The sequence below is a fragment of the Paraburkholderia sp. BL9I2N2 genome (assembly GCF_004339745.1).
Taxonomy (GTDB): domain Bacteria; phylum Pseudomonadota; class Gammaproteobacteria; order Burkholderiales; family Burkholderiaceae; genus Paraburkholderia.
Window position 1 is genome coordinate 1,313,246 of sequence record NZ_SMGP01000002.1, and the last position, 18,773, is coordinate 1,332,018.

General features: G+C 63.6%; 17 protein-coding genes. 4 read left to right on the top strand and 13 right to left on the bottom strand.

The window, feature by feature from the left end; all coding sequences use genetic code 11:
* Positions 1-93: 93 nt before the first annotated feature.
* The 12 genes from B0G74_RS27790 to B0G74_RS27845 form a co-directional block, all read right to left on the bottom strand.
* Positions 94-486 (bottom strand): cupin domain-containing protein, encoded by a 393-nt coding sequence (locus B0G74_RS27790; protein WP_132378303.1) that lies wholly within the window; start codon positions 484-486, stop codon positions 94-96.
* Positions 483-1,397, bottom strand: a complete 915-nt coding sequence (locus B0G74_RS27795; RefSeq protein ID WP_132378305.1) for an NAD(P)-dependent oxidoreductase — start codon at positions 1,395-1,397, stop codon at positions 483-485. The genes B0G74_RS27790 and B0G74_RS27795 overlap by 4 nt, the downstream gene beginning before the upstream one ends.
* A 24-nt stretch (positions 1,398-1,421) precedes the next feature.
* A complete protein-coding gene (locus B0G74_RS27800; protein WP_132378306.1) occupies positions 1,422-2,771 on the bottom strand; it encodes an MFS transporter in 1,350 nt (449 codons plus the stop codon).
* Between the two features lie 92 nt (positions 2,772-2,863).
* Positions 2,864-3,259 carry a carboxymuconolactone decarboxylase family protein gene (locus B0G74_RS27805; protein WP_132378308.1) on the bottom strand — a complete coding sequence of 132 codons (396 nt, stop codon included), beginning with the start codon at positions 3,257-3,259 and terminating at the stop codon, positions 2,864-2,866.
* A 157-nt stretch (positions 3,260-3,416) separates the two neighbouring features.
* Positions 3,417-4,847: an aldehyde dehydrogenase family protein gene (locus B0G74_RS27810; RefSeq protein ID WP_132378310.1), complete on the bottom strand. Its 1,431-nt coding sequence runs from the start codon at positions 4,845-4,847 to the stop codon at positions 3,417-3,419.
* 34 nt (positions 4,848-4,881) lie between these two features.
* Positions 4,882-5,781 (bottom strand): NAD(P)-dependent oxidoreductase, encoded by a 900-nt coding sequence (locus B0G74_RS27815; protein ID WP_132378312.1) that lies wholly within the window; start codon positions 5,779-5,781, stop codon positions 4,882-4,884.
* 12 nt (positions 5,782-5,793) lie between these two features.
* The gene (locus B0G74_RS27820; RefSeq protein WP_132378314.1) at positions 5,794-6,120 is read right to left on the bottom strand and encodes an NIPSNAP family protein; all 327 of its coding nucleotides are present in this window, start codon (positions 6,118-6,120) and stop codon (positions 5,794-5,796) included.
* Positions 6,121-6,189: 69 nt separating this feature from the next.
* Positions 6,190-7,113: an NAD(P)-dependent oxidoreductase gene (locus B0G74_RS27825; RefSeq protein ID WP_132378316.1), complete on the bottom strand. Its 924-nt coding sequence runs from the start codon at positions 7,111-7,113 to the stop codon at positions 6,190-6,192.
* Positions 7,114-7,165: 52 nt separating this feature from the next.
* A complete protein-coding gene (locus B0G74_RS27830; protein ID WP_132378318.1) occupies positions 7,166-8,581 on the bottom strand; it encodes an MmgE/PrpD family protein in 1,416 nt (471 codons plus the stop codon).
* A 55-nt stretch (positions 8,582-8,636) separates the two neighbouring features.
* Entirely contained in the window at positions 8,637-10,052 is a 1,416-nt protein-coding gene (locus B0G74_RS27835) for an MFS transporter (RefSeq protein WP_132378320.1), read from the bottom strand.
* Between the two features lie 222 nt (positions 10,053-10,274).
* Complete coding sequence (locus B0G74_RS27840) at positions 10,275-11,054, bottom strand: SDR family NAD(P)-dependent oxidoreductase (protein WP_132378322.1); 780 nt, start codon at positions 11,052-11,054, stop codon at positions 10,275-10,277.
* A gap of 227 nt (positions 11,055-11,281) precedes the next feature.
* Complete coding sequence (locus tag B0G74_RS27845) at positions 11,282-12,304, bottom strand: LacI family DNA-binding transcriptional regulator (protein WP_243658319.1); 1,023 nt, start codon at positions 12,302-12,304, stop codon at positions 11,282-11,284.
* Between the two features lie 279 nt (positions 12,305-12,583).
* On the opposite strand from B0G74_RS27845, the gene B0G74_RS27850 reads away from it, so the two are divergent.
* Positions 12,584-13,384, top strand: a complete 801-nt coding sequence (locus tag B0G74_RS27850) for an N-acyl homoserine lactonase family protein (protein ID WP_132378326.1) — start codon at positions 12,584-12,586, stop codon at positions 13,382-13,384.
* A gap of 338 nt (positions 13,385-13,722) precedes the next feature.
* Here the strand turns inward: B0G74_RS27850 and B0G74_RS27860 are convergent, their stop codons facing one another.
* The gene (locus B0G74_RS27860; RefSeq protein ID WP_132378328.1) at positions 13,723-14,646 is read right to left on the bottom strand and encodes a LysR substrate-binding domain-containing protein; all 924 of its coding nucleotides are present in this window, start codon (positions 14,644-14,646) and stop codon (positions 13,723-13,725) included.
* Between the two features lie 108 nt (positions 14,647-14,754).
* On the opposite strand from B0G74_RS27860, the gene B0G74_RS27865 reads away from it, so the two are divergent.
* From B0G74_RS27865 to pyk, 3 genes are all read left to right on the top strand, one after another.
* On the top strand, positions 14,755-15,849 hold the full coding sequence (locus B0G74_RS27865) for a tartrate dehydrogenase (RefSeq protein WP_132378330.1): 1,095 nt from the start codon (positions 14,755-14,757) through the stop codon (positions 15,847-15,849).
* A gap of 233 nt (positions 15,850-16,082) precedes the next feature.
* Complete coding sequence (locus B0G74_RS27870; RefSeq protein ID WP_243658372.1) at positions 16,083-17,342, top strand: glycerate kinase; 1,260 nt, start codon at positions 16,083-16,085, stop codon at positions 17,340-17,342.
* A gap of 2 nt (positions 17,343-17,344) precedes the next feature.
* Positions 17,345-18,763 (top strand): pyruvate kinase, encoded by a 1,419-nt coding sequence (pyk, locus tag B0G74_RS27875; protein WP_132378335.1) that lies wholly within the window; start codon positions 17,345-17,347, stop codon positions 18,761-18,763.
* The last annotated feature ends 10 nt before the right edge of the window (positions 18,764-18,773 follow it).

Sequence of the window (18,773 nt, forward strand, 5' to 3'; positions counted from 1 at the left end):
CGTGATTCCATCGATGGAAATACGGTGGATGTTGTTTGCGCGTGCGGGGCCAACCTGCGCACCGCACGCGCATCCAGTGCGCTCGTGATCGCGCTAGCGGGCCGCGGCAGCCGGATAATCTTGCGCTGCCACCTCTTCCTGCCACGTGCCCTTGCCGATCGACGTCGCGATATGGACCATGTAGCTGTTTTCGCTCGCGCCGTGCCAGTGCCGCTCGTTCGGTCCGATGAACACGATGTCGCCCTGGCGGATCGGCTGCGGTTCTTCGCCGTCCAGACAGATCCAGCCCTGACCGGCCGTCACCTGCAAGACCTGACCGAACTCGTGCGTGTGCCAGTAAGTGCGGCCGCCCGGTTCGAACAGCACGGTATTGATGGTGACGCCATTGGTTGCCGGCATGACCGGGTCGGCCCAGACGGTGCCGGTGAACGTGTCGCTGCGGCGCTCGGATATCGCGCCGGCCGCTCTGCCGTGAAAGACCTTCATGCGTTTTTCTCCTTGTGTGCTCCGTCGAACAGCCGCACGCCGCCCGACACGTCGCCGATCGCATCGACGACACGGTTGCTGATCACGTCGCCGTAACCCAGCGCAGTGCCCAGGCCGAAGCTCGCGAGCGGGCCGGCCGAATTCAGCGACATCACGCCGAGTTCGCGCGCGCGGTCCACGTACAGCACCACGTCCTTGGTCATCAGCTTGCCGGTCAGGCCGCCTTCCAGATAGTCACCATCGACGATCTTCGGGAAACGGTTGAGCGTGGCGAAATTGACACCGCTGCTGCTGTTCAGCACATCGAGCAGCAGATGCAGGTCGAGCCCCGCCTTCTTGCCCGCCACCATCACTTCGGCACTGGCGGCGAGGCTCACCGCGTTCAGAAAATTGTTCAGCAGCTTGGTGGTGTGGCCCGCGCCGCTCTCGCCCATGTGCGCGACCTTCGAACTGATCGGCGCGAAGGCCCATTGCAGCGCGGCGACGGCGTCGGCATCGCCGCCCACCATCAACGTGAGCGAGCCCTTCTCCGCCGCCGCCGCGCCGCCCGAAATGCCGGCGTCGACGTAATGCACGCCGCGCTCGGCAAAGCGTTTGGCGAGGCGAATCGTCGAACTGGCGGCGGCCGTACTCAGATCGACGACGATCTGCCCCGCGCGACAATGCGCGAGCACGCCGTCCTCGCCTTCCACGACCGCCTCGACGACCTTGCTGTCCGGCAGCGACATCATCACGACGTCCGCATAGGCGATCACTTCACCCACGGTGCCGGCTGCTTTCGCGCCGGCGGTGTCGATGCGTTCACGCACGGTGTCGTAGCCCAACACGGCGATGCCCGCGTCGACGAGACGCCGTGTCATGCGTCCACCCATGTTGCCGAGACCGATGAAGCCGATCCGATTCTTGTTCATGAGTTGTGTTCCTCTGCTTCGAAATTAGAAATCCACGTCTTTCGTTTCCGGGCCCATCAGCGCGCCGACCATGCCGATCAAACCACCCACGCACAGCAGCACGACCGAGGTCAGCCGCAGCGGCATGAAGGCGCCGAGCCAGTTCATATAGAACGCGTAGAACGAGGGGATGATCACCGACAGACTGAAGCCGACGCCGAAGCCCGTTGCACGCACATCGGTCACGAAACGCTCGTTGATGTACGTGACGATCACGCCCCACGGCGACGTGACGAGCACCGCGAGCACGCACACCAGCAGCATGATGGTCGACAGCGAGAGCCCGTCGACATTCGCCAGCACGTACAGCAGCGCCGCGCCGACCGTCGCGATCAGCGGACCGACGATCACGAAGAAACGGCGCCGTCCGATGCGCTGCGCGATCATCCCCGAACCGATATAGCTGAAAAACAGCACGAAATAAGTGAGCATGAGCGTCGCGGTCATCTGGAAGCCGCTCAGATGCAGCGTCTTCACCAGCAGGCCCGTCGGCAGGAAAATCGTGATGATGTTCTGCGTGAGCCAAAAGCCCGTCATCATCACCAGCACCTGCAACAGATTGCGACCGCTCTTGCCGCGCAGCAGATCGGAGAGCGGCAGCTTTTCGGTGACGGCGGCCTTGTCGGCGGCTTCGCTCTTCCAGATTTCCGATTCGGAAACCTTGCGCACGTAGTACATCGTCAGCAAACCTGCCAATGCCGCGCCGAGTACGAACGGAATGCGCCAGCCCCATTGCGCGTACGGCGAGTGCATGCCGTTGAGCGGAAACAGCACGAACATCAGCATCGCGACGAGGTTGATGGTCACGTATGCGGCCGGAAATCCGGAGATGATGAAGCCGCCTACGAAACCGCGCTGCTCTTTCTTCGAATACTCGATCGCGAGCGGCATGGCGCCCGTGTAGCCGCCACCTAGGAAAATCCCGTCGACGAAACGCAGCAGCACCAGCAGCCAGTACGACACGATGCCGAGCGTTTCATAGCCGGGCAGCAACGCGATGAGCAGCGTCACCACGCCGAAGCCGGACACTGACCAGATCGACGCCTTGCGACGGCCGACGCGGTCCGCGATCATGCCGAACAGCAACGCGCCGACCGGCCGGCCGAGCAGCGTCGTGATAAAGACCAGCGACGCGAGAATGGTCTCCATGCCGGCCGAAAGATGCGGCGGCTGGAAGAATCCCAGCACCGGCGACAACACCACTACCGGCAGATAGATATCGAACATGTCGATGAACTCGGAGAAGAACGCGCCCTTGATGGCGTTGCGCCTCCTCGTTTCGATCGACTGATCGTTCTCCGCCGTTACGACGTCATTCGCAGTCAACGCTTTCATACCTGTCTCCGTTCGTTATCCGCACCGCTTTGCGATGCGAGTTCTCCTTGCGCTGCCCCGTTTGCCGTTGGCCGTCCGCGCTGCGTGCCGCGTCAGGCGGCGGCCGTTTCCGCTTCGTAAGCCTTGATCGCCTCGCTCGCGACACGGAATGCCGCGAGCGCGAGCGGTGCACCGCAGTAGACGGCGGCCTGCATCAGCACCGCGCGGATTTCTTCCTTGCTCACGCCATTGCGCAGCGCGCCCTTCACGTGCACCGACAATTCGTGGTGCTGGCTCATCGCCGTCAACATGCCGAGATTGAGCATGCTGCGCGTCTTGAAGGACAACGTCGGGTCGCCCCAGATGTCGCCCCAACAGCATTCGGTGACGAACTTCTGCATCGGCCGGTTGAAGTCGTCGGCATTCGCCCACGATTTTTCGACGTGCCCGGCGCCCAGCACCTCCTTGCGATTTTCGAAGCCTTTGTTGAAGCGGTCATTGGTGTCCATCGTGCTTCCTCTGTGGTTCAAACTGATTGCGGACAGGGTTGGCTCGTGCGTCCGACCTCGGGAACGGCATTGCCTGCCTGAATGATTGTCGGACAATGCATACGGCCAAATTTTTTTGGCGTGGCTAGCCAATCGTCATGCGCCACGCCGCCATCGTTCAATCCGCGCCGTAACCCACCAGCGCCTTTGTCTCCAGATACTCACGCAGCCCGGCTTCGCCCCATTCGCGACCGTTGCCCGAGCGTTTATAGCCGCCGAACGGTGCACCGAAATCGGCGGGCGGATAGTTCAGGTGCACGCCACCCGCGCGCAGTGCGCGGCCGACCCTGCGCGCCCGCGCGACATCCGCCGATTGCACGTATGCGGCGAGACCGTAGTCGGTGCCGTTCGCAATCTCGATTGCCTGCTCTTCGGTGTCGTACGGAATCATCGACAGCACCGGTCCGAAAATTTCCTCGCGAGCGATGGTCATGTCGGGGGCAACGTCGGCGAAGACGGTCGGGCGCGCGTAATAGCCCTTGTCGATGCCTTCCGGCCGGCCCGTGCCGCCTGCGACGAGGCGCGCGCCTTCGTCGATGCCGGTCTGGATCAGCGACTGCACGCGCTTGAACTGGTTGGCGTTGACGAGCGGCCCGAGTTGCGTCGACGGGTCGTCGGTCGGTCCGAGCCGATACGCCTGCGCCGCGCGCTTCGCGATCTGCGCGGCGTCGTTCATGAGATGACGCGGCACCAGCATGCGTGTCGGAATCGAGCACGATTGCCCGGAGTTCGTGAAGCAGGCGGCGACGCCGCGCGCGACCGCCTGATCCAGATCGACGTCGTCGAGCAGAATGTTGGCCGACTTGCCGCCGAGTTCCTGCGCGACCCGTTTGACGGTTTCCGCCGCCGACTGCGCGACCAGCACGCCGGCGCGAGTCGAGCCGGTGAACGACACCATGTCGATATCCGCATGACTCGCGATCGCCGAGCCGACACCCGGACCATCGCCGTTGACGAGATTGAACACGCCCGCCGGCACGCCGGCTTCATGCAGGACGTCCGCAAACAGCAGCGCACTGAGCGGCGAATATTCGCTCGGCTTGAGCACCATCGTGCAGCCCGCCGCGAGCGCGGGCGCGATCTTGACGACGATCTGATTGACCGGCCAGTTCCACGGCGTGATCAGGCCGCACACGCCGATCGGTTCGAGCACCACGCGCGTGCTGCCCCGCTGCTCTTCGAATTCGAAGCGTTCGAGCACCTCGATCAGCGCATTCAGATGCGCGGGACCGCGCACCGCCTGGCCGTTGCGGGCGAACGTGATGGGCGCGCCCATTTCGCGACGCATGGCCTCGGCGAATTCGTCGTAGCGGCGTTCGTAGATCGCGACGATGCGCTTGAGCAGCGCGACACGTTCGGGGACACTCGTCGCCGACCAGGCGGGAAACGCGCGGCGCGCGGCCGCAACTGCGCGATCGACATCTTCGGCGTTGCCCATCGCGAGTTTGTCGAACGCCATTTCCGTCGACGGATCGACGACGCCAAACCAGACCGCGGACGTAGGTTCGACCCAACGTCCGTCGATATAAAACTGGGCTGCATGTGACATGACAGGCTCCGGAATCAATGAATCAGAGGCACGCTCAGGATGCCGCACCGGGCAGGAGGCGGTACATCTCGGTGTGGTCGGTGGCGGGAGTGGCGTGTTGCGCCGCCTCGTCCCATACCTGCGTACACGTCGCGCCGAACGTCATGGGATGACCGACCGCCTGCGCGAGCGCGCGGGCGATCTTGAGGTCCTTGTTCATCAACTGCAGCGCGAAGCCGGAAGCGAAAGTGCCGCTCAGCATGAACTGCTTGACCTTGTTTTCGGACGTATTGCTGCGGCCCGTCGACGCGTTCAGCACGTCCGTCATCACCGCCGGTTCGATGCCGAAGCGGCTCGCGATCTGCAACGCCTCGACCGTGGCCGCGAGGCCTGCCGCCGACACGTAGTTGTTGAGCGCCTTGGCCGCGTGACCCGCGCCCGCCGCGCCGATATGCAGCACGCTCTTGCCCATCGCGTCGAGCACCGGCTTGCAGCGCGTCAACACCTCGGCCTTGCCGCCGACGAGAATCGCCAGCGTGCCGTCCTTCGCGCGCTTGACGCCGCCCGACACCGGTGCGTCCAGATACGCGAGACCCTGCGCTTCCAGCGTCTTGCCGAGCTCACGCGAGCGCTCCGGTTCCGACGAACTCATGTCGATCACCACCGCGCCCTTCGTGAGCCGCGCGGCCCAGCCCCGATCGTTGCCCGGGTTGCCATCACCGAGCAGCACCTTCTCGACGATCGCCGAATTCGGCAGCATCGTGATCAAAGCGTCGAGCGACGCGGCATGATCCGCGTTCAGCCGCTGCGCGCCCGTTTGATCGGCGAGCGCATCGGCACGGGCCGCGTCGGCGTCGTCGATGAACAGCTCGAAACCGGCGTTGCGCAGGCACTGCACCATCGGTGCGCCCATCATGCCGAGACCGATGAATCCGATCCGTTTGGGTTGTGTCATGAAATATCGCTCCTAGCGCAGCGCCGAAAATGCCGTTGGCGTGAGGAAATGATTTTCGATGCGCTCGACGATCGGCTTGTCGGCTTCCGTCGCCGCGCGTTTCGCGATCCATTCGGGATCGGCCTGGAACGCGTTCCACTTCTGCTCGCGCTCGGCCAGACTTTCCCACTTCACCATATATGTCAGCGCGTGATTGCTTGGACCGATCAGCGTCGTCCAGAAGCCGATCTGCTGGATGCCGTACTTTTCGAAAAAGCCGAGCGTGGTCGACGTGAAGCGGTCGAGCAGCGCCGGCAGACGCGTCGGCGCACAGTGGTAGATACGCATTTCAACGATCATTCAGGTCTCCGTTACCGATGTGAGATGGCCGCAGCCAATGAGTGTTTCTGGATACGCCTGGTAGCGGATTCAGTCCGCGAGACCTTCGCCCGACGACCAGCGTTCGACGTATTTGACGAGTTCGGTCATGTCGCGCTTCGAGCCGTCCTGCATCGCGGCGTAATTCCAGACCTGACGCGCGACACTGCCAACCCACGTCGGCACGCCGAGCGCCTGGCATTCGTCGACCGCGAGTCCGATGTCCTTGCAGACACTGCCGACCGGAAAGCCGAAATCGAAAGTTCCCGGCAGCACGTGTTTCGGGAATTTGTCCATCGTCGCGCCGTTCTTGCCGCTACCCGAGTTGATCACCGCCATCATCACTTCCGGGTCCAGTCCGCCGCGCATGCCGGCGACAAATGCTTCCGACGTGATGGCAAAGGCGGTCGACGAGAGCATGTTGTTCAGCAGCTTGAGCAATTGCCCCTGGCCCGGCTGATCGCCGACCACAAAAACCTTGCCGAGCACTTCGAACAGGCTGCGCACCTGATCCAGCGCAGCCGGCTTGCCGGCCATCATGATGGCAAGCGTGCCCTTTTGCGCGCCGGCGGCGCCGCCGCTCACGGGCGCATCCACGGTGTCGATGCCCTTCGCGAGCAGACCGTTCGCCACTTCTTTTTCCATTCGCGAACCAACCGTCGACAGGTCGACGAGAATCTTGATAAAGCTACCCTCGATCAACCCTCCGTCGCCCAGCGCGACCTGCCTGAAAACCGCCGGCGTGGGCAGACTCGTGAACACGATGCGCGCGCTGTCGGCCACGTCCCGCACCGATTTCGCCGCGCGCGCACCGATTGCCGCGAGTTCCGCGACCGCCTGCTCGTCGCGATCGAACACGACGAGCGAATGGCCCGCCTCGATGAGACGACGCGCCATAGGCCGTCCCATCACGCCCACGCCGACAAAACCGATAGTGCTGTTTCCTTGACCACTGCTCGACATGACTGTCCTCATTCGTTAGGAATCTGTTTCGATGCGCTGTTCGATGCACCGTTTCGTATGCGGTTCAAGTCGCGCGCGCGAGCCGCATGAGCGCGGCGGCGTCCGTTGCGCTGTCGAAGCGCCACAGCGCGTCGATGAGCGGTTGCGGTGCGACGCCCGAGCCACCATAGTCCGCCAGTTCGCGCAACTTTGTCGCGAGTTCGACATCGGCAAGCGGCGCCGCAAGACTGCCGCGCGCCGCGTGAATGCGTCGCGACAACGTCTCGCCCGAGCGCAACACGACAACGACCTGCGCGGACTCGACCGGCCACGACGCGTCGTCGATGAAACGCAAACGCGTGTCGAATGCGCGCAGCGCTGGGTTCGTCACGGCGCTATCGCTGAATTCCGCCAGGCTCGCTTTGCCCGTCGCCAGCGTGACCGCCACCGCATGTTGCGCGCTGACCTGCGACTCACGACCGGTACGCACGTTGGGCCGGTCGGTGCGTTCACGCAGCAAAGGGTGTCCGGTCAATTCGACGCGCTCGACGTCATTTAGCGTCCACCGCGCGTCGCGGCGCAGATCGAGACATGCGTCGATCACGGGGTTCAGCACCACGCCGCACGGATAGGGCTTATAGGTGTTCGACAGCAACGCCCATTCGTGGCCGAGCTCGCGCGTCAGCGCATCGGCATCCGGCTTCGACGCGGTGACACGCAGGAAACCGCGCTCGCCTTCGAGCGGCGAATCGGGACCGGAGAAATCGTCGGCGGCGAGCAGTGCGGACAGCAAACCGTTGCGCGCGGCATTGCCGACGCTGATGCTCTTCGACATCGTACCGAGCGTTTCCACCAGACCGCCGGCCTGCGCCGACGCGTTGCCCAACGCCCATACGATCTGCTGTGCGCTCAAACCCAGCACCTTCGCAATCGCCGCCGCCGCGCCGAATACGCCGCAGGTCGACGTGATATGCCAGCCGCGCTGGTAGTGCTCGGGCGAAACCGCGTTGCCGATCCGGCACTCCACTTCGACGCCGATTACGAACGCAAGCAGCAAGGCCTCACCCGTCATTGCACTTGCATGAGGGCCGCTGTCCGCGAGCGACTCGGCAAACGCGAATAGCGCGGCGGCAACGGGCGCGGTGGGATGAATGATCGTCGGGATATGCGTGTCGTCGAAGTCGAACACGTTCGCGCTCATCGCATTGAGCGCCGCCGCGTTCAGCATATCGACGCGCTCGCTACGACCAATCACGCTCGAACTCTGCCCTGCGCTGAAACGCCGATAGTTGCGCACGGCCTTGTCGAGCGTTGGGTCGGTGCAGGCGGCGAGCGCGACGGCTACGTAGTTGACGAGCGCGCGCTTCGCCTCGTGACGCACGGCGGCCGGCACGTCGCGCCACGTCGTGTCGCCGATCCATTGCGCGAGCCGCCGCGTCGCGTGTCCCGCTTCGCTGTTCGTGTCCGTCTGGCTGATGCTTCTGTCTGCCTGCGCTGCCATGTGCTGGATTTCCCTTTACCGGATTACGCTTTCGATTCAGTGCATGCGGCCGCGATTACGGCCTGGTCACCGAAGCCGTGCGTGCATTCACGGCGTTATCTGACGCGTCCACCGTACCGCTCACTTCCGCGGCGATCGACTCGAGCGAACGTTTGCGGGTCTCGGTGCCGAGCACGCCGACGATCAACGCCTGGACTAGCAACGTACCGACGATCAACGTCAACACACCCGCGATGCCGAAACCCGTGAATGCCCACGCGACGGCGTACGGCACAGCGATGCTGACCGCTCGCCCCACCGTATTCGACACGCCCGATCCGCGCAGACGCAGTTCGGTCGGGAACAATTCCGGCACATAGGTTGCCACGCTAAACGACGACAGTACGTAGATACAGCAGGTGATCGCAAAGCCAAGCGCGGCGATCGCCACTTCTGTTTGTGCAAACGGATAGGCCGTGCCGAACGCGGCGCAGATCAGGGAGAACAGTACGATGCCCCACTTGCGGCCGACGCGTTCGGCCAGCACGAAAGCAATCAGCGAGCCGATCGGACCGCCGGCAAACATGATCGCCGTCAGTCCGAGCGAGTTCGACACGCTGTGCCCCTGCTTCACCAGGAAAGTCGGAATCCAGCTGACGAACGCGTAGTTGACGATGAAGAGTCCAACCAGCACGGTGATGCCCGTCACCGTGCGCGCCAGCAGACGGCGCGTGAAGAGGTCGCCGAGACGGCCGCTATCCGGCGCATCGGCGCGATACGGCTGCTGCGCAGCAGCCGAGATAGCCGTTGCTGGATCGATGCCGCACGCCGTTTCGATGTTCGACACGATCGCGTTTGCTTCAGGCAAGCGATTGCGCGAGGCCAGCCAGCGAGGCGACTCCGGCATCGACTTACGCAGAAACCACACGAACAGCGCACCGCAACCGGCGATGGCGAACATCCAGCGCCAGCCGTATTGCGGCACGATCAGCCAGCCGAGGAACGTCGACAGGAATAGCGACGTGTTGATGATCAGATTGAGGATGGTGCCGAACCGCCCGCGCCACGCCGCCGGAATGAACTCGCTCAGCGTGCCGTAGCCGACCACGATTTCGGCGCCCATGCCGACGCCCATCACCAGCCGGAAGAAAATCAGCCAGTACATGGATGGCGCGAACGCCGCTGCGATCGACGCGAAGCCGTAAATCCCGAGATTGAACTGATAGCAGAAGCGCCGCCCGAAACGATCGCCGAGAAGACCCGACAGCCACGCGCCCGACATCATGCCGATAAAGGTGACGGACACGAACATCGCATTGAGTTTCAGCGTGGATTCGCCGCTGTGGATCATGGCGGCGAGCACGGTCCCCGCGATGTAGATATCGAACGAATCGAAGTACATGCCCGCGGCAATCAGCCCGAGCAACCGCCAGTGATAGCCGGACAGCGGCAGGCTGTCCAGTCTGTATCCGATACTCGCTTGGTTGTGCATGGATGCTATCTCCGTCGACTTCGTTGTTGTAGTTTTACTGGTTGGCGGCGCTCGTCGCCGCCGGTCTATGTGAGCGCTAACAGCAGGGTCAATTATATTCCTGTCATACAATCAGTCAAGGATGAATTGCAGCTTCGGAGTGTGGAGTTCATGATGCAGCGCATGAATACCGGGGGTGGCGTCGGCCTCGCGGCACTCTCGTCAGTGACCGCCTGACGAACGTCAAACTGCCAGCCAACCGCCTTCGACCGGCAGCATCGCACCGGTCATTTGCGCTGCTGCGTCGCCGCATAGAAACACCACCAGGTCGGCGATATGCGACGCCTGGACGAAGTGACCGGTCGGCTGCTTGCCCGTCAGAAAGCGTTCGATTGCAGTTTCCCGATCCAGACCCTCGTTCTCCATCAGCGCCTGAATGCGATTTTCGCTCGTCGGCGTGTGCACCGCCCCCGGGCAGATGGCATTGCAGGTAATGCCCTGCCCCATCGTTTCCGCGGCGACCGCGCGCGTCAAACCAAGCAGCGCGGATTTGGTCGTCACGTAGTCCACGCGATTCACCGTGCCGCGCATGCCATACACCGACGTCATATTGAAGATTCGGCCCCAGCCGCGCTCGCGCATGCCCGGCAGCGCGAGGCGGATTGCATGGAAGGCCGCGCTCAGATTGACCGATAGCGCCTGCTCCCATTTGTCGACTGGGAACGCTTCGATCGGCGCGAAGTGGCGCACCACGGCATTGTTAATCAGCACATCGATTGGGCCGGCGCGCTCGATCGTTTCGAACATCATCCGTTCGACGGCTCGTGCATCGCCAAGGTCCGCCTGAAGATAGTCGGCACGGTAACCCTGCGTCCGCTCGAATTCCGCACGCATCGGCTCGACCTGTTCGAGCGTTTCGATCCCATGCAGCACGACCCGACAGCCAGCGGCCGCGAGCGCGTTGGCCATCGCAAGACCCAGCCCATGCGACGAGCCCGTTACGAGTGCGATTCTCCCTTTCATTTTGTATTGTCCTTGTCAGCAAGCACGTCCGTTGCAAGGCCGCGGCGAAGTGCGAAGCGCTCGCGGCCAAATAAATGATAGCGCTAACTTAACTGAAAAGACCGAGGGGCGCAATACGGGACGCTGGGCATGCCGTGCGTCCAGCTCACAGGGAAATCAGATTGGCGGACGCAAAAAAGGGGCGCAGTATGCGCCCCTTCTTGTTTCCCGGTCTTAAAGCCGCTGCCTCAGGTGCTTTCCCGCTGGATGATTTCGAATCCAAGATCGAGCTTCGTCGGCACGGCGGGTTCATTGCTGCGCATTCTTTGCAGCAGCGCCTCGGCGCTACGTCGGCCGATCTCGAGACGCGGCAGATTCAGACACGTCAGCCGCGGCACCGTGTGCCGCAGAATGTCGAGATCGTCGAATCCGGCGATGGCGATGCGCTCGGGCACCTTCCAGTTGCGCCGCTGCGCCTCGAAAAGCGCGCCGACAGCAAGTACGTCGCCGGCGAAGAAGATCGCGTCTACTTCGGGCGCACGCTGCATCATGTCGACCATCGCATGCGCGCCAGAGGTCAAACCGCCCTCCACTTCGCGCACGAGGCCCGGGTTGCGCTCGCGGCCAAGGGCGGTGAGCGCGGCGTGATAGCCCTTCAGACGCTCGCGGGCGCGCATGTTGTTTTTGGTAGTCAGGCAGACAAAGCCGATCGACTTATACCCACGTCCGGCCAGGTACAGGGTCATCTCCTTCGCCGCGTTGAAGTTCGAATAGCTGACCGCCATGTCGATCGGCGTACGCGCCAGGTCGCCCGTTTCAACGATAGGTATGCCGGCGGCGCGGATCATCTGGGCGGCACGCGGCGTATGAACGGTGTTGTGCAACACGAGGCCGCACACGCGCTGCGCAAGAAACGCGTCGATCAGTGCCTCTTCATCTTCGAGCGAATAGCCGCTGTCGGCCAGCAGAAGTTGCACGCCTGCTGTGCGAAGGACGTCCGCGCAACCTTTGATGCTATGGGAATACAGAGAGTTCTGGATGCTCGGCACAATCTGGCCGACCACATTCGAACGAGCCGATGCGAGGTTCGACGCGATGTGATTCGGAACGTAGCCGACCCGGCGCACCGTATCGAGCACCAGCTTGCGGGTTTCCTCCGACAACAGTGCGGGTTCCTTGAGCGCGCGCGACACGGTCATCAAGGACACATTGGCTGCTCTCGCGACGTCGATCATGCGAACGGCGTGGCCGCCCGGACGAGTCTTGCCCATGCTTGCGCCGGTTTTCGACGCTGTCCTCCCTCCGGCTGCCGGCCTGCCGGCCGTCCCTATCTTGCCGTCGTCGACGGCCGCCACACGCTTTTTCACTCGCCCATCCAGCTCTTCAGTTCGATGGCGAATTGTAGCGTATGCCAGGCGGCGTTCCGCACGCTTTGGCGGTGTCCGGCGACACCGGATATCGCCCAACTCGTGCCCGCAACAACACAACACGAGTCGCCATCAGCTTGTTATGATAGCGCTCTCATACGTTGAGGACAGGAGACTGCAGTCATGACAGCCACGCCCGAAAACTACAAGATCTTCGCGATCAAGTACGCGCATCACGACCGGCCCGCGCGCGACAATTTCATCGGCGGCGACCCGCACGATGTCAACATGCCGCTCGACTATTTCGTGTGGGCGGTGGTCGGCGAAAGCCGCACCTTCCTCGTCGATACCGGATTCGACGCCGAAGTGGGTGCGCAGCGCGGGCGCATCATCACACATTCCGTCGAAGAGGGCCTCGGCGCAATCGGCATCCGGCCGGAGACGGTCGAAGACGTGATCGTCACGCACATGCACTACGATCACGCGGGCAACCGCTCGCTATTTCCGAAAGCGCGCTATCACGTGCAGGATCGCGAAATGGCGTACTGCACGGGTCGCTGCATGTGCCACGGCGCACTGAATCATCCGTTCAATCCCGAAGATGTGAAGTCGATGGTCGGCCGCGTTTTCGACGGTCGCGTGGCGTTTCACGACGGGGCATCGAACCTTGCGCCGGGCTTGAGCGTGCATCGGGTCGGCGGTCATACCGACGGTCTGCAGGTCGTGCGTGTGCACACGGAGCGCGGCTGGGTCGTGCTCGCGTCCGACGCCTCGCATCTTTACGCGAACATGGAACAGAGCCGCCCATTCCCGGCTGTGTACAACGTCGGCGACATGATCGAAGGCTACCGCCGCGTGCACGAACTGGCGGATTCCGCGCAGCACGTCGTGCCTGGCCACGACCCGGCGGTATTGACGCGTTATCCGGCGGAGAACAGGGAGACCGAAGGCTGGATCGTTCGGCTCGACGCGACGCCACGGTAAAGGACGTGCTTTTGGCATAGCACGCTGAAGTCCTCGAATCAGCATGGAAGGCCATTCGTAGCTCGGGCCTGCATTCTGAAAGAAGACGGTGAATCTGCCTCATCGGGTGACCTGGGTCAGTTCGCAAGCCGGAACTGCGCATATGAGTTCGCCGTGCGCTGTGCACGCGCTTTTGTAGATGGCGTGCCCATGCCCCGGTCGCCTTTCAGCCGATCATCGGAACTGGAGGAAGCGGCAATAGCGGCATCCGCAAAACGCGCGCGACAGGGTTGACGAGTGCCTCCGAGTAAATTGCACCTCAATGCGAAAGGCGATCGAATCTCGTCCCCCCAACAAGACTACAACGCGCCCGCCTCGCTCCTAAGATCTTGCGCGACAAAATCGACGAACGCGCGAATCCGATTGGACATCTGGTGCCGCTGCGAATAGACGGCAAAAATATCGGCGTTCGGCGTGTCATGCTCGGGCAATACCTGAACCAGCGAACCATCGGCGAGGTACTGCTTGATGTCCCACTCGGCCCGCATCAAGATGCCGTGCCCTTCGAGCGCCCACTTCACCGCGATCTCGCCATCGTTCGTGGTCAGCGACCCGTTGATACGCACGGCCTCCGTTTTACGCGACGCGCCCCTGCCCGAAGTCAGACGCCACACGCCGTAGGCTTCGTCACCCTGGCGGATGCCGATGCAGTTGTGCCGCGTCAGGTCGTGCGCGGTCACCGGCACCCCATGTGACGCGAGGTACGAAGGCGCGGCGCACAGCAAGCGCCGGTTCGTCGCCAACCGGCGCGCGACCACCCGCGTATCGGGCGGCTCGCCGAAGCGGATGCAGACGTCGAACGTATCGTCGGTCAGCGGCGGAGGCGTGACCGACAACTGAAGCTGAACCGATACCTGCGGATACTTCGCGACAAAGCGCGAGATCGCAGGCGCGACATGGCTGCGCCCAAAGCCGAGCGTCGCGTTCACGCGCAGCAATCCCTTCGGGCTTTGCTTCGCGGCCCCCAGCAACTCGGCCAGTTCATCGATCTCGTCGAGAATCCGGCGCGCGTGTTCGAGGTACAGCTCGCCCTCCGGCGTAAGCATCATTCGCCGCGTGGTCCGGTTGACGAGCGGAACGCCGGCGCGGCTCTCCATCTGCGTCAAATGCTTGCTGACGGCCGCTGCCGTCAAACCCAGCTCCCGCGCGGCGGCGCTCAGGCTACCGGATGCGGCGAGCGTCGAAAAGAAACTCAGATCAGACGGTTCGACGGTGTCGCGCATGGCTTTCACTTGTGAATCAAAGTTAAAGATGCTTTGAGTTTAGCACCGGTTTTTGCGTCCGGAGATAGGTAAAGTTCGCTCACACCCCAACACATGAAGGACGGAGACATGAAGACCTATCGCATCGCAACCATCCCCGGCGACGGCATCGGCAAGGAAGTCGTACCGGCCGGCGCGCAAGTTCTCGAAGCACTCGCAAAGACGACCCGGTCGTTCGCATTCGAATTCGAAAACTTCGACTGGGGCGGCGACTACTATCGCGAGCACGGCGTCATGATGCCGGCCGACGGGCTCGACGCCATCCGCGACAAGGACGCGATCCTGTTCGGCTCGGCCGGCGATCCGGACATTGCCGATCACATCACGCTGTGGGGTCTGCGTCTGAAGATCTGCCAGGGCTTCGACCAGTACGCGAACGTCCGTCCGACCCGCATCCTGCCGGGCATCGACGGGCCGCTGAAGCGTTGCAAGCCGGAAGACCTGAACTGGGTCATCGTCCGCGAAAACTCGGAAGGCGAATATTCCGGCGTGGGCGGCCGAGTCCATCAGGGCCATCCGATCGAAGCCGCGACCGACGTGTCGATCCTGACGCGCGCCGGTGTCGAGCGGATCATGCGATTCGCGTTCCGTCTCGCGCAATCCCGTCCGCGCAAACTGCTGACCGTGATCACGAAGAGCAACGCCCAGCGTCATGCGATGGTGATGTGGGACGAGATCGCACTCGAAGTCTCGAAGGAGTTCCCGGACGTCACATGGGACAAGGAACTGGTGGATGCATCGACCGCGCGCATGATCAATCGCCCCGCGAGTCTCGACACGATCGTCGCCACCAATCTGCACGCCGACATTCTCAGCGACCTCGCCGCCGCTCTCGCCGGCAGCCTGGGCATCGCGCCGACGGGCAACATCGATCCGGAACACCGCTTTCCGTCGATGTTCGAGCCGATCCACGGTTCCGCATTCGACATCATGGGCAAGGGACTCGCCAATCCGGTCGGCACCTTCTGGTCGGTCGTCATGCTGCTCGAACACCTGGGCGAAGCCGACGCGGCAAAGCGCGTGATGCAAGCCGTCGAAGCGGTAACTGCGGACACCTCCCTTCACACCCGCGACCTCGGCGGCACGGCAACCACGGCGCAAGTGACGGCCGCTGTTTGCGCGTTCATCGAGAAAGCCGCAGCGCCCGCAGCGAACGCGGCCTAAGCCTCATCAGCGGCTCCGCTGGAGCCTGGTCTGCACGGCCCGCCACTCGGCGGCCGTGACCCGGCTCGTCCCGCGCACGGCAAATACGAGGTATCCGACACCATGTCCACTTCCTTCAAGCAAGGGCGGTCCCTTTCTGTGCGAGCACGCAAATGAAAACCGCCGCCCAACTCAAGCAGCCGGCCAGCCGCGATGCCACCAGCGAACTCGACGTCGACCGCCTGCTGCAGGACATGTTCGACGCCGCGATAGCAACGGCACAACCCGCGCTGCGTGTTCCCGATTTCCTTCCCGAGGCGCCGCGCGGCCGCACGATCGTCGTGGGCGCGGGCAAGGCGTCGGCGGCGATGGCAAGAGCGGTCGAAGATCACTGGACCGGCCGCCTCGAAGGTCTCGTCGTCACACGCTACGGATACGCGGTGCCGTGCGAACACATCGAAATCGTCGAGGCCGCGCATCCCGTGCCGGACGAGAACGGCCTCGCGGCGGCCACACGCATGCTGGAACTCGTCTCGGACCTGACCGCCGACGACCTCGTCATCTGCCTGATCTCAGGCGGCGGCTCCGCCCTGCTCCCGCTTCCCGCCGAAGGCCTGACGCTGCAGGACAAACAGGAAATCAACCAGGCACTGCTCGCGAGCGGTGCGACGATTTCCGAAATGAATTGCGTGCGCCGGCATCTCTCGGCGATCAAGGGCGGCCGGCTCGCGGCGGCCTGCCATCCGGCGCGCGTGGTCAACCTGATCATCTCAGACGTGCCCGCCGACGCCGCCAGCGACATCGCCTCCGGCCCGACCGTACCCGACACGACGACGTGCGCGGATGCGCTCGCGGTCTTGCGGCGCTATGAGATCTGCGCGTCGCCCGCGGCAATCGCATTGCTCGAAAACGGCAGTACGGAAACGCTGAAGCCTGACGATCCACATCTGCCCTGCATCGAGACGCATCTGATCGCGACGCCCCAACTCGCGCTCGAAGCCGCGGCGAGCCAGTCGCGCGCAGCCGGCATCGACGTCCACATTCTCAGCGACGCCATCGAAGGCGAAGCCCGCGACGTCGGCGCGGTCATGGCCGGCATTGCCAGACAGGTGAGCCGCCGCGGCCAGCCCTTCCAGGCGCCCTGCATTCTCCTCTCCGGCGGCGAAACGACCGTCACGATTCGCGGCGACGGCCGCGGCGGCCGTAATGTCGAATTCCTGCTGTCGCTCGGCGTCGCGCTGAATGGCGAGCCCGGCGTGTTCGCCATCGCGGGCGACACCGACGGCGTGGACGGCCAGGAAGAAATCGCCGGCGCACTGCTGCGGCCGGACACGTTGAAGCGGGCGCGCGAGCGCGGCATCCGTCCCGCCGAGCGACTCGAAAACAACGACGCGCACGGCTTTTTCCAGGCACTGGGCGACTCGGTCATCACCGGGCCGACGCTGACCAACGTCAACGATTTTCGCGCCATTTTCATTGCCGCTCAGCACGGCGATCTTTCAGGGAGTCGATAAAGATGCGCCGCAACCGTAATGCCAAAATCGTCGCGACGCTGGGGCCGGCGAGCACCAGTCGCGACACCATCGAAGCGCTGTTCAACGCGGGGGCCGATGTGTTTCGACTGAACTTCAGCCACGGCACACATGACGATCACCAACGACGTCTGAACATCATCCGCTCGATAGAAAAGGACGCGGGCCGCCCGGTCGGCGTACTGCTCGACCTGCAAGGTCCGAAGCTGCGGATCGGCACATTCGCGAACGGCCCGATCGTGCTGGAGAAAGGCGCCGCGTTTCGACTCGATCTCGACGCGCAAACGCCCGGCGGCAACACCCGTGTCTCGCTGCCGCATCCGGAAATCTTCGCGGCGCTCAAGCCACACACGAATCTGCTGCTCGACGATGGCCGGGTCCAGTTGCGGGTCGAACGCTGCGGTCCCGATTTCGCCGAAACGACGGTCGTCGTGGGCGGTCCACTGTCCGAGCGCAAGGGCGTCAACGTTCCGGACGTCGTCTTGCCGCTGTCCGCGATGACGGAAAAGGACCAGCGCGATCTCGAGTTCGGCATGACGCTGGGCATCGACTGGCTCGCGCTCTCTTTCGTGCAACGCGTCGAAGACATCATCGAGGTTCGCAAAATCGTCGGCGCTCGCGTCGGCATCGTGGCGAAGCTCGAAAAGCCGGCGGCGATCCAGAGCCTCGACGCGATCGTCGAGGAAGCGGATGCCGTGATGGTCGCGCGTGGCGATCTCGGCGTCGAGATGCCGGCCGAACAGGTGCCGGCGATCCAGAAGCGCATCGTCCGCGCATGCCGCAAGGCGGGCAAGCCCGTCATCGTGGCGACGCAGATGCTCGAATCGATGGTCGCCGCGCCGGTGCCGACGCGCGCCGAAGCGTCGGATGTCGCCACCGCCATCTACGACGGCGCCGACGCCGTGATGCTGTCAGCGGAATCGGCAAGCGGCAAATACCCCGTGGAAGCCGTGCGAATGATGGACTCGATCATCTCGCAGACCGAACGCGATCCGTACTACCGCGAAGTCATCGCGGCATCGCACGCGGCACCCCGCGCGAATACGTCGGACGCGATCGGCTACGCGATGCGGCACGTCACCGGATTGCTCGACGCGGTCGCAACCGTTGCCTACACGAGTTCAGGCTATTCCGCGCTGCGCATGGCGCGCGAACGGCCCTGCGCGCCGATCGTCGGCATGACGCCGCAACAGGGCACGGCGCGCCGCCTCGCGCTGGTGTGGGGCGTCCATCCCGTGCTGTGCAAGGAGGTCGTCGACGCACTCGAAGTGAGCGACCTTGCCTGCGAGACCGTGCGCACCGAAGGGTTCGGCGGACCGGGACAAACGATCGTCATCTCGGCCGGCATGCCGTTCGGCACGCCAGGCACCACCAACCTGCTGCGCATCGCGCAGATTCCCTGAGGCATCGCAT

Bases quoted from the DNA above. Each gene is read 5' to 3' on its own strand.
- B0G74_RS27790 (WP_132378303.1), bottom strand. From the start codon at position 486: ATGAAGGTCTTTCACGGCAGAGCGGCCGGCGCGATATCCGAGCGCCGC.
- B0G74_RS27795 (WP_132378305.1), bottom strand. From the start codon at position 1,397: ATGAACAAGAATCGGATCGGCTTCATCGGTCTCGGCAACATGGGTGGA.
- B0G74_RS27800 (WP_132378306.1), bottom strand. From the start codon at position 2,771: ATGAAAGCGTTGACTGCGAATGACGTCGTAACGGCGGAGAACGATCAG.
- B0G74_RS27805 (WP_132378308.1), bottom strand. From the start codon at position 3,259: ATGGACACCAATGACCGCTTCAACAAAGGCTTCGAAAATCGCAAGGAG.
- B0G74_RS27810 (WP_132378310.1), bottom strand. From the start codon at position 4,847: ATGTCACATGCAGCCCAGTTTTATATCGACGGACGTTGGGTCGAACCT.
- B0G74_RS27815 (WP_132378312.1), bottom strand. From the start codon at position 5,781: ATGACACAACCCAAACGGATCGGATTCATCGGTCTCGGCATGATGGGC.
- B0G74_RS27820 (WP_132378314.1), bottom strand. From the start codon at position 6,120: ATGATCGTTGAAATGCGTATCTACCACTGTGCGCCGACGCGTCTGCCG.
- B0G74_RS27825 (WP_132378316.1), bottom strand. From the start codon at position 7,113: ATGAGGACAGTCATGTCGAGCAGTGGTCAAGGAAACAGCACTATCGGT.
- B0G74_RS27830 (WP_132378318.1), bottom strand. From the start codon at position 8,581: ATGGCAGCGCAGGCAGACAGAAGCATCAGCCAGACGGACACGAACAGC.
- B0G74_RS27835 (WP_132378320.1), bottom strand. From the start codon at position 10,052: ATGCACAACCAAGCGAGTATCGGATACAGACTGGACAGCCTGCCGCTG.
- B0G74_RS27840 (WP_132378322.1), bottom strand. From the start codon at position 11,054: ATGAAAGGGAGAATCGCACTCGTAACGGGCTCGTCGCATGGGCTGGGT.
- B0G74_RS27845 (WP_243658319.1), bottom strand. From the start codon at position 12,304: ATGGGCAAGACTCGTCCGGGCGGCCACGCCGTTCGCATGATCGACGTC.
- B0G74_RS27850 (WP_132378326.1), top strand. From the start codon at position 12,584: ATGACAGCCACGCCCGAAAACTACAAGATCTTCGCGATCAAGTACGCG.
- B0G74_RS27860 (WP_132378328.1), bottom strand. From the start codon at position 14,646: ATGCGCGACACCGTCGAACCGTCTGATCTGAGTTTCTTTTCGACGCTC.
- B0G74_RS27865 (WP_132378330.1), top strand. From the start codon at position 14,755: ATGAAGACCTATCGCATCGCAACCATCCCCGGCGACGGCATCGGCAAG.
- B0G74_RS27870 (WP_243658372.1), top strand. From the start codon at position 16,083: ATGTTCGACGCCGCGATAGCAACGGCACAACCCGCGCTGCGTGTTCCC.
- pyk (WP_132378335.1), top strand. From the start codon at position 17,345: ATGCGCCGCAACCGTAATGCCAAAATCGTCGCGACGCTGGGGCCGGCG.